Annotated in this window: 5 protein-coding genes and 1 pseudogene; 5 read left to right on the plus strand and 1 reads right to left on the minus strand. The window is 73.4% G+C overall.

Translation table 11 applies throughout. The features are described from left to right. Nucleotides 1–1,171 (plus strand): annotated as a pseudogene (locus tag ACFWY6_RS41845) (SARP family transcriptional regulator); the annotation flags it as partial. 24 nt (nucleotides 1,172–1,195) lie between these two features. Here ACFWY6_RS41845 and ACFWY6_RS41850 read toward each other — a convergent pair. Continuing rightward, nucleotides 1,196–2,389, minus strand: coding sequence for an NAD(P)/FAD-dependent oxidoreductase (locus ACFWY6_RS41850; protein WP_384702060.1), 1,194 nt, complete (start codon nucleotides 2,387–2,389; stop codon nucleotides 1,196–1,198). A gap of 239 nt (nucleotides 2,390–2,628) precedes the next feature. On the opposite strand from ACFWY6_RS41850, the gene ACFWY6_RS41855 reads away from it, so the two are divergent. The 4 genes from ACFWY6_RS41855 to ACFWY6_RS41870 all read left to right on the plus strand — a co-directional run bounded on the left by ACFWY6_RS41855 (nucleotide 2,629) and on the right by ACFWY6_RS41870 (nucleotide 6,275). Beyond that, nucleotides 2,629–3,546, plus strand: coding sequence for a DUF5829 family protein (locus tag ACFWY6_RS41855; RefSeq protein ID WP_384702077.1), 918 nt, complete (start codon nucleotides 2,629–2,631; stop codon nucleotides 3,544–3,546). Between the two features lie 41 nt (nucleotides 3,547–3,587). After that, nucleotides 3,588–4,577, plus strand: coding sequence for an ArsR/SmtB family transcription factor (locus ACFWY6_RS41860; RefSeq protein WP_384702063.1), 990 nt, complete (start codon nucleotides 3,588–3,590; stop codon nucleotides 4,575–4,577). A gap of 197 nt (nucleotides 4,578–4,774) precedes the next feature. Beyond that, nucleotides 4,775–5,521 carry a peptidoglycan-binding domain-containing protein gene (locus tag ACFWY6_RS41865; RefSeq protein ID WP_384702066.1) on the plus strand — a complete coding sequence of 249 codons (747 nt, stop codon included), beginning with the start codon at nucleotides 4,775–4,777 and terminating at the stop codon, nucleotides 5,519–5,521. Between the two features lie 43 nt (nucleotides 5,522–5,564). Beyond that, entirely contained in the window at nucleotides 5,565–6,275 is a 711-nt protein-coding gene (locus tag ACFWY6_RS41870) for a C39 family peptidase (RefSeq protein ID WP_384702069.1), read from the plus strand. Nucleotides 6,276–6,368 lie beyond the last annotated feature (93 nt).

Genomic DNA, 6,368 nt, shown 5'->3' on the forward strand with positions numbered 1-6,368 from the left:
CACGGGCGGCGGGGGAGTGAGCGCCGCCCGGCGCCACCGGGTCGCGGCCGTGGCCGCCGCGGAGCAACTGGGCGACCCGGAACTGACGGCGCGCGTCATCGGCATCTACGACGTGCCCGCGATCTGGACGCGGTCGGACGATCCCGAACAGGCCGCATGGCTGGTGGGCGCCGCCGAACGCACCTTGCGGCAGCTTCCTGCCGAACGGCACGACGCGGTACGCGGACGGCTGCTCGCCACGGTCGCCGTCGAGTCCCGCGGCACGCTCCCCGGCGAGCAGAGCGCGTCGGGCACCCACGCGCGCGCCCTTCAGGCCGCACGGCAGTCGGAGCGGATCGCACGGGACCTGGGCGACGCGTCCCTGCTTGCCTTCGCGTTGAACGGCGTGTTCATGCAGACGTTCCAGCGGGCGGGCCTCGCCGCACGGCGCGATGCGATCGGCGCCGAGTTGGTGTCCCTGTCCGAACAGAACAACCTCGTGACCTACGAGGTGCTCGGCCACCTCATCCGGCTGCAGGCGCGCTCCGCGCTCGCCGACTTCGCCGGGGCCGACCGGCACGCGGAGGCGGCGGACCGGCTGTCCCAGCGGCACGAACTGCCCCTCGTCGCCGTCTTCACGACGTGGTACCGGGCGCTGCGCACGTCCCTGACAGCGCCCCTTCCGACGGCGGAGTCAGCGTACGAAGCGGCCGCCGCGACCCTGGAGGGCGCGGGGATGCCGGGGCTGCGGCACGGTCTTCTGCCGCTGGCCCGGCTGAGTCTCTACGTCCGCCACGACGAGACGTCCCGAATCGACGCGACGTCCCGGATCGGCGCGATGGACCGGACCGGCGCGATGGACCGGATCGCCGCGATGGACCGGGAGCTCGACTGGGGCCCCTACGAACCCTGGGTGCGTCCCCTCCTGCTCGCGTCCCGTGGCGACGATGCGGGCGCCCGTGCCGCGCTCCGGGACATCCCCGCACCGCCGCGCGACCTGCTGTTCGAGGCGCTCTGGTGCGTCGTGGCACGGGCCGCCGTCCTCGTGGGCGACCACGCGGTGATGCGCCGCGCCCGTACGCGGCTGGAGCCGGCGTCCGCCGAACTGGCGGGCGCCGGCAGCGGATTGATCAGCTGCGGTCCGGTCTCCCGGCACCTGGACGAGCTGGCCTCGGCCCTCGCACGCCCCTAGCGGCGAAGCCGGGGACCCGACGGTTCACCGGGCCGCGTCCAGCTCCGCGCGCAGCCCGTGGAACACCTTGGGCCGGTTCGCGCACACCACGCCGACGAGCCGGCCCCCGTCGCGGTACGCCCGCACCGCGAAGTCGAGACGTCCGGGTGCCGTGGGGTCCCCGTCGACCTCCAGCGTGTCGGCGTCCTGCGGCGCCCCCGCGACCTGGAGGTTGTTGCCGTACTGCTGGGTCCAGAACCACGGCTTCGGCGCGTACGGATCGGGCGAGCCGAGCAGGCTGCGGGCGACCGCGGCGCCCTGCTCCTGGGCATGGAACCAGTGCTCGAACCGGCACAGTTGACCCTCCGGCCCGTACGGGCCGCGGGCCACGTCCCCGGCCGCGTGGACATCGGGCGCCGATGTCCGGCCGTGGGCGTCGACGACGATGCCGTCGTCGACCTTCAGTCCCGCGCGCTCGGCAAGCGCCGTCTCGGGGACCATGCCGACGGCGACGACGACCGTGTCCGCCGTCAGCGTGCCGCCCGCGTCGTCGGTGGCGACGACACGCCCGTCCCGCCGCTCGAAGCGCTCGAGCCGCACGCCGGTGCGGATCTCCACGCCCTCGGACCGGTGCAGGCGGGCGACCGCATCGGCGACCGCACCGGGCAGCACGCGGCCGAGCGGCTGCGGCTCTGACTCGACGACCGTCACGTCACAGCCGAGCCCGCGGGCGGTGGCCGCGACCTCGAGACCGATGAGACCGGCCCCGACCACCAGCACCCTGCCGCCCGCGGACAGCGTGCCGCGCAGCGCGTCGGCGTCGGCGAGGCTGCGCAGTCGGTGGACGCCGGGCAGGCCGTCGGTTCCCGGAAGGCGGCGGGGGCGGCCGCCCGTGGCGAGCAGCAGCCGCTCGTAGGGGAGGACCGTTCCGTCGGCGAGGAGCACGGTCCGCTCGGCCACGCCCACCTCGGTGACCGCGGTGCCGGTGCGCACGTCGACGCGCTGCTCCGCCCAGCTGTCCGCGGGACGCAGCAGCGTACGGGCGGGCGGCAGCGCCCCGGAGAGGACCTCCTTGGACAACGGCGGTCTGCGGTAGGGGAGTTCGGGTTCGTCGCCGACCAGAGTGAGCTCGCCCGCGTACCCTTCGGCGCGCAGTGTGAGCGCGGCGGTGGCTCCCGTGATGCCCGCGCCGACGATGACGACGGGGCCGGTCAGCGGGGCAGGGGCGGTGGCGGTCACGGGCTCTCCAAGGGTTCGAAGTCGATCTGTGCTCAATCGCATGATGGGCAACGGTAACTGCCCGCGCGGGCCGCTCCCGAGGCCCTCCACTGGGGCAAGGTGACCGGCAGGCGTCAGTTTTGCGACGCCTCTTTCGAATCGACGGCGACCGGGACCGCGTCCGCCCTACGATCGCCCGCATGCCCCTTCAGCGCACGCCCCTCCAGCGCATGCTCCTTCACCGCATGCTGCGGACCGTCATGGTCCTCGCCGTGGCCGTCGCCGCCGCCCTCGTCGGGACCGTCGGGGTCGGCACGAGCACGGCGCGGGCCGAGGAGGGCAGGCCGTCCCAGGGGCGGCAGTTGCTCTTCTTCAATCACGCCTACGGAGTGCTCGACCGGGAGACCGCGGACGCCATCGAACACTCCGCCTATCTGCGGGAGTTCGCCGACTTCCAGGTCCGCACCACCACCGGCTCCGACGGACAGACCTGGACCGGGCGCTATCTGATGGGCCGCGAGACCTACCTCGAACTGTTCGGCGTCGGTGATCTGCCGGGCCAGGACGGCGCCTTCGGTTCCGCGGGGATGGGCGTATCGACCGAGCGGGCGGGTGACGGGGCGAAGGTCATCGAGCGGCTGCGGGACCTGGGGGTGACCGAGCCGGTCGAGTTCCAGCAGACCCGTGACTTCGGCGACGGCGTCCCGGTGCCGTGGTACGACGCCGTGCTCACCACGGACCGTTACGACTCCTTCGGTGCCTGGGGGATGGAGTACCGGCCGGAGTACTTCGCCGACCCGCGCAGCAAGACCGAACCGCCCGACTACCCGGGTGACGTGGGCCGCGAGCGCTATCTGCCCGACGACTACCGCGACCACGAGATGCGCGACGTCACCTCGGTCCGCCTCGCCGCATCCGCACGCGACGTGGCCAACACGGTGCCGCTGCTGCGCGCCGGCGGGTTCGCCGTCCGAGAGGTGGGCGACGGCGCCGTCGCGACGCGGGGCGGCGTCACCGTCCGGCTCGACGCCGCGCCGCGCGACCAAGCGGGCCTGCGGCAGGTCACGTTCGCGCTCAACGGGCCCGTGGCGTACCGGCACGAGGAGCGGATCGGCCGGTCGGCCCTCGTCGTCGGCCCGGGGCTCGGCGCCGTGTGGAGTTTCGACGCGCCGAAGTAGCCGGGCGGCAGCGGGTACGGGTGCAGGGGGGAGGGGCGGGCATGCTGCGGGTGTACTTCACCACCGAGGACCTTGCGCGGGTGCGGGTCGCCTCGGGGCCCGACTACCTCTGGGAGATCAGCAACAGCGTACAAACCCTCCAACGACGTGATGGATCACGGGTGTTCGGCGCATGGCGCCGGTGGGCGGGGCCGCGTCTCTCGGGCAGCTGCCGGCTGCTGCCGCCCCTGCTGCCGCCGTACGGCAACTCGCCGGACTTCCTCACCCCCACCCACGGCGACTGCGCCACCCTCCAGGCGGCGGTCGACACCTTGGTGCGCACACCCCGGCCGCGGCTGCGCACCGATCTGACGCGGGTGGCCGCATCGCGTCGACTCCCGGGCTGGACGGAGTCGTTGGCCGGAGGAGACGGCGAGGCCCTGCGGAGACTGGGGGAGGCCCTCCACACGTACCACCTGGAGGCGCTCGCGCCCTTCTGGCCGCGCATCCATGCCCATATCGACGCCGACCGCATCTTGCGTCTGCACAGTCTCCTCGACGGCGGCACCGACGGCCTGCTCGCCGGTCTCGGCCCCCAACTCCGCTGGAAACCACCGGTGTTGGAGGTCGACTACCCCGTGGACCATCAGCTGCGCCTGGACGGCCGCGGTCTCACCCTCCAGCCCTCGTTCTTCTGCTGGCCCACGCCCGTCACGCTCGCCGACGGCGAACTGCCGCCCGTCCTCGTGTACCCCATCGACCACGCGATGGACTGGACCCGCCCCGCGCGACCCGACCGCAGGGAGGACGACGCTCTGGGAGCGCTGATCGGGCACACCCGAGCCGCCGTACTCAAAGCGGTCCGCACCGGCTCCTCCACGGTCGAGCTCGCCCGCCTCCTGGCGGTCACCCACCCCGCCATCAGCCAGCACATGAAGGTGCTGCGCGGGGCGGGTCTGGTGACCACGGTGCGCAGGGCCGGACGGTCGTTCCACGTCGCGACCGCGGAAGGGCGCGCGCTGGTGCGCAGTTGCGAGCGCGGCGGGTCGTAAGCCTCAGCTTTCACTCCTTGCGGATGGCGTGAGCATGCCAGGACCCTTGCCGGGTTGCTGCACACGCGTCCCCCACCGCGTGATGTCCCGACAGAGCGCCCTGCGCGGCGTGTTGCCGCGCCGCCGGGGCGGCGCGGGCCGCGAGGGTGCCCGCGCACGGGCGGGGGACGCATCGACGATCCGATGAAGGAGTGGCGATGCGTACTCCCCGCACCCGCACCCGCACCCGCACCCGCGCCCGAACCTGCACCCGAACCCGCATCCACACGCCCACCCTCACCCGAACCGCGGCCGCGGCCGCCTCACTCGGCCTCGCCCTCGCCGGCACCCTGTCCGTCCTGCCCGGCCCAGCCCAGGCCGCCGTGCCCCGCGCGGCCGCGGCGGAATCCTCCGGGCACGGCCTGAAGTCGTTCCAGGAGCGGCACGGGCTGCCCCGTACCGGTGTGGTCGACGGCGCGACCGCCAGAGCCCTGCACCGCGCATCCGATGCCGAACTGCTGCGGACCTTCCGGACCGCGGCCGACCTCGGCCCGGAGGAACTCGCCAACGCGCGCACCGTCATCGGTGTCGGCAAGGGCGCCGGAATCCCCGAACAGGGCCAGGTCATCGCGCTGATGACCGCGATGCAGGAGTCGAAGTTCGTCAACTACCTCACGCCGGTGGACCACGACTCCCTGGGCATCTTCCAGCAGCGCCCCAGCACCGGCTGGGGCACTCCCGAGCAGATCACCGACGTACCCACCTCGTCCAAGTCCTTCTACGGAGTGGCGCCCTTCGGCAGCAATCCGGGACTGATCCAGATCGACGGCTGGCAGACGATGCCGCCCGGCGACGTCTGCCAGGCCGTCCAGGTCTCGGCCTTCCCCGACCGCTATGCGCAGTGGGAGCAGTTCGCCCGCGACCTGCTCGCCCAGGAAGGCCCGTCGGTCCCGCCGATCCCGTGACCCGCGGGCGTCAGTCCCTCCACCCCTCACCCCAGGAGCCCGTATGCGCAAGAGACTTGTCGCCTCGGCGATCGCCGTTGCCGCGGTCGGAGCCCTCGTCACCCCCGCCGCGGCGCACGCGGAACCCGCACACCCCAACGCCGTGTCGGTGCTCCAGCACGGCTCGAAGGCCGGGACCGCGGTCGTCAGCGGACGCAACGAGCCCGGCACCCGCCTGAGCGTCGGCGGCGTCGACACCGCGAGCGCGCACACTCTCCCGATCGACTACCAGGTCCAGGAGACCGGCTACTGGTGCGGCCCCGCCGCCACCCGCATAGCGCTCTCCGCACGCGTCGCCCCGCCGAGCCAGGGCGACCTTGCCGCGCAGCTCGGCACCACCGAGGCCGGCACCGACCACATCAGCCAGGTGACGGGCGTGCTCAACGCCAACCTCGGCACCGGCTGGTACGAGACCAAGGAGATGCCGGACGACCCGCCCACGCAGGCCCAGAAGGACCTGCTGTGGAACGACATCGTCCTGGACATCGACAACAACTACCCGCTGGTGGCCAACATCGTCGCCCCGCCCGGCAACCAGCCGCCCGGCTACCCGCCGGACCAGACGATCTACCACTACTTCACGGTCATCGGCTACGACGACGCGAACCGCACCGTCCTCATCGCCGACCCCGCCTCCTTCGGCGGCAACCAGATCTACTGGCTCTCCTTCGATCAGCTCGCCACCTTGATCCCGCCGAAGGGTTACGCCGCCTGACCGCCGGGGGGGGGGGGGGGGGGGGGCCCCCCCCCCCCCCCCCCCCGCCCCCCCCCCCCCCCCCCGGCCCGCCGGCGGGCGCGCGAGAGAGGT

The organism is Streptomyces sp. NPDC059037, assembly GCF_042740015.1.
In the GTDB taxonomy this organism is placed as follows: Bacteria; Actinomycetota; Actinomycetes; order Streptomycetales; family Streptomycetaceae; genus Streptomyces.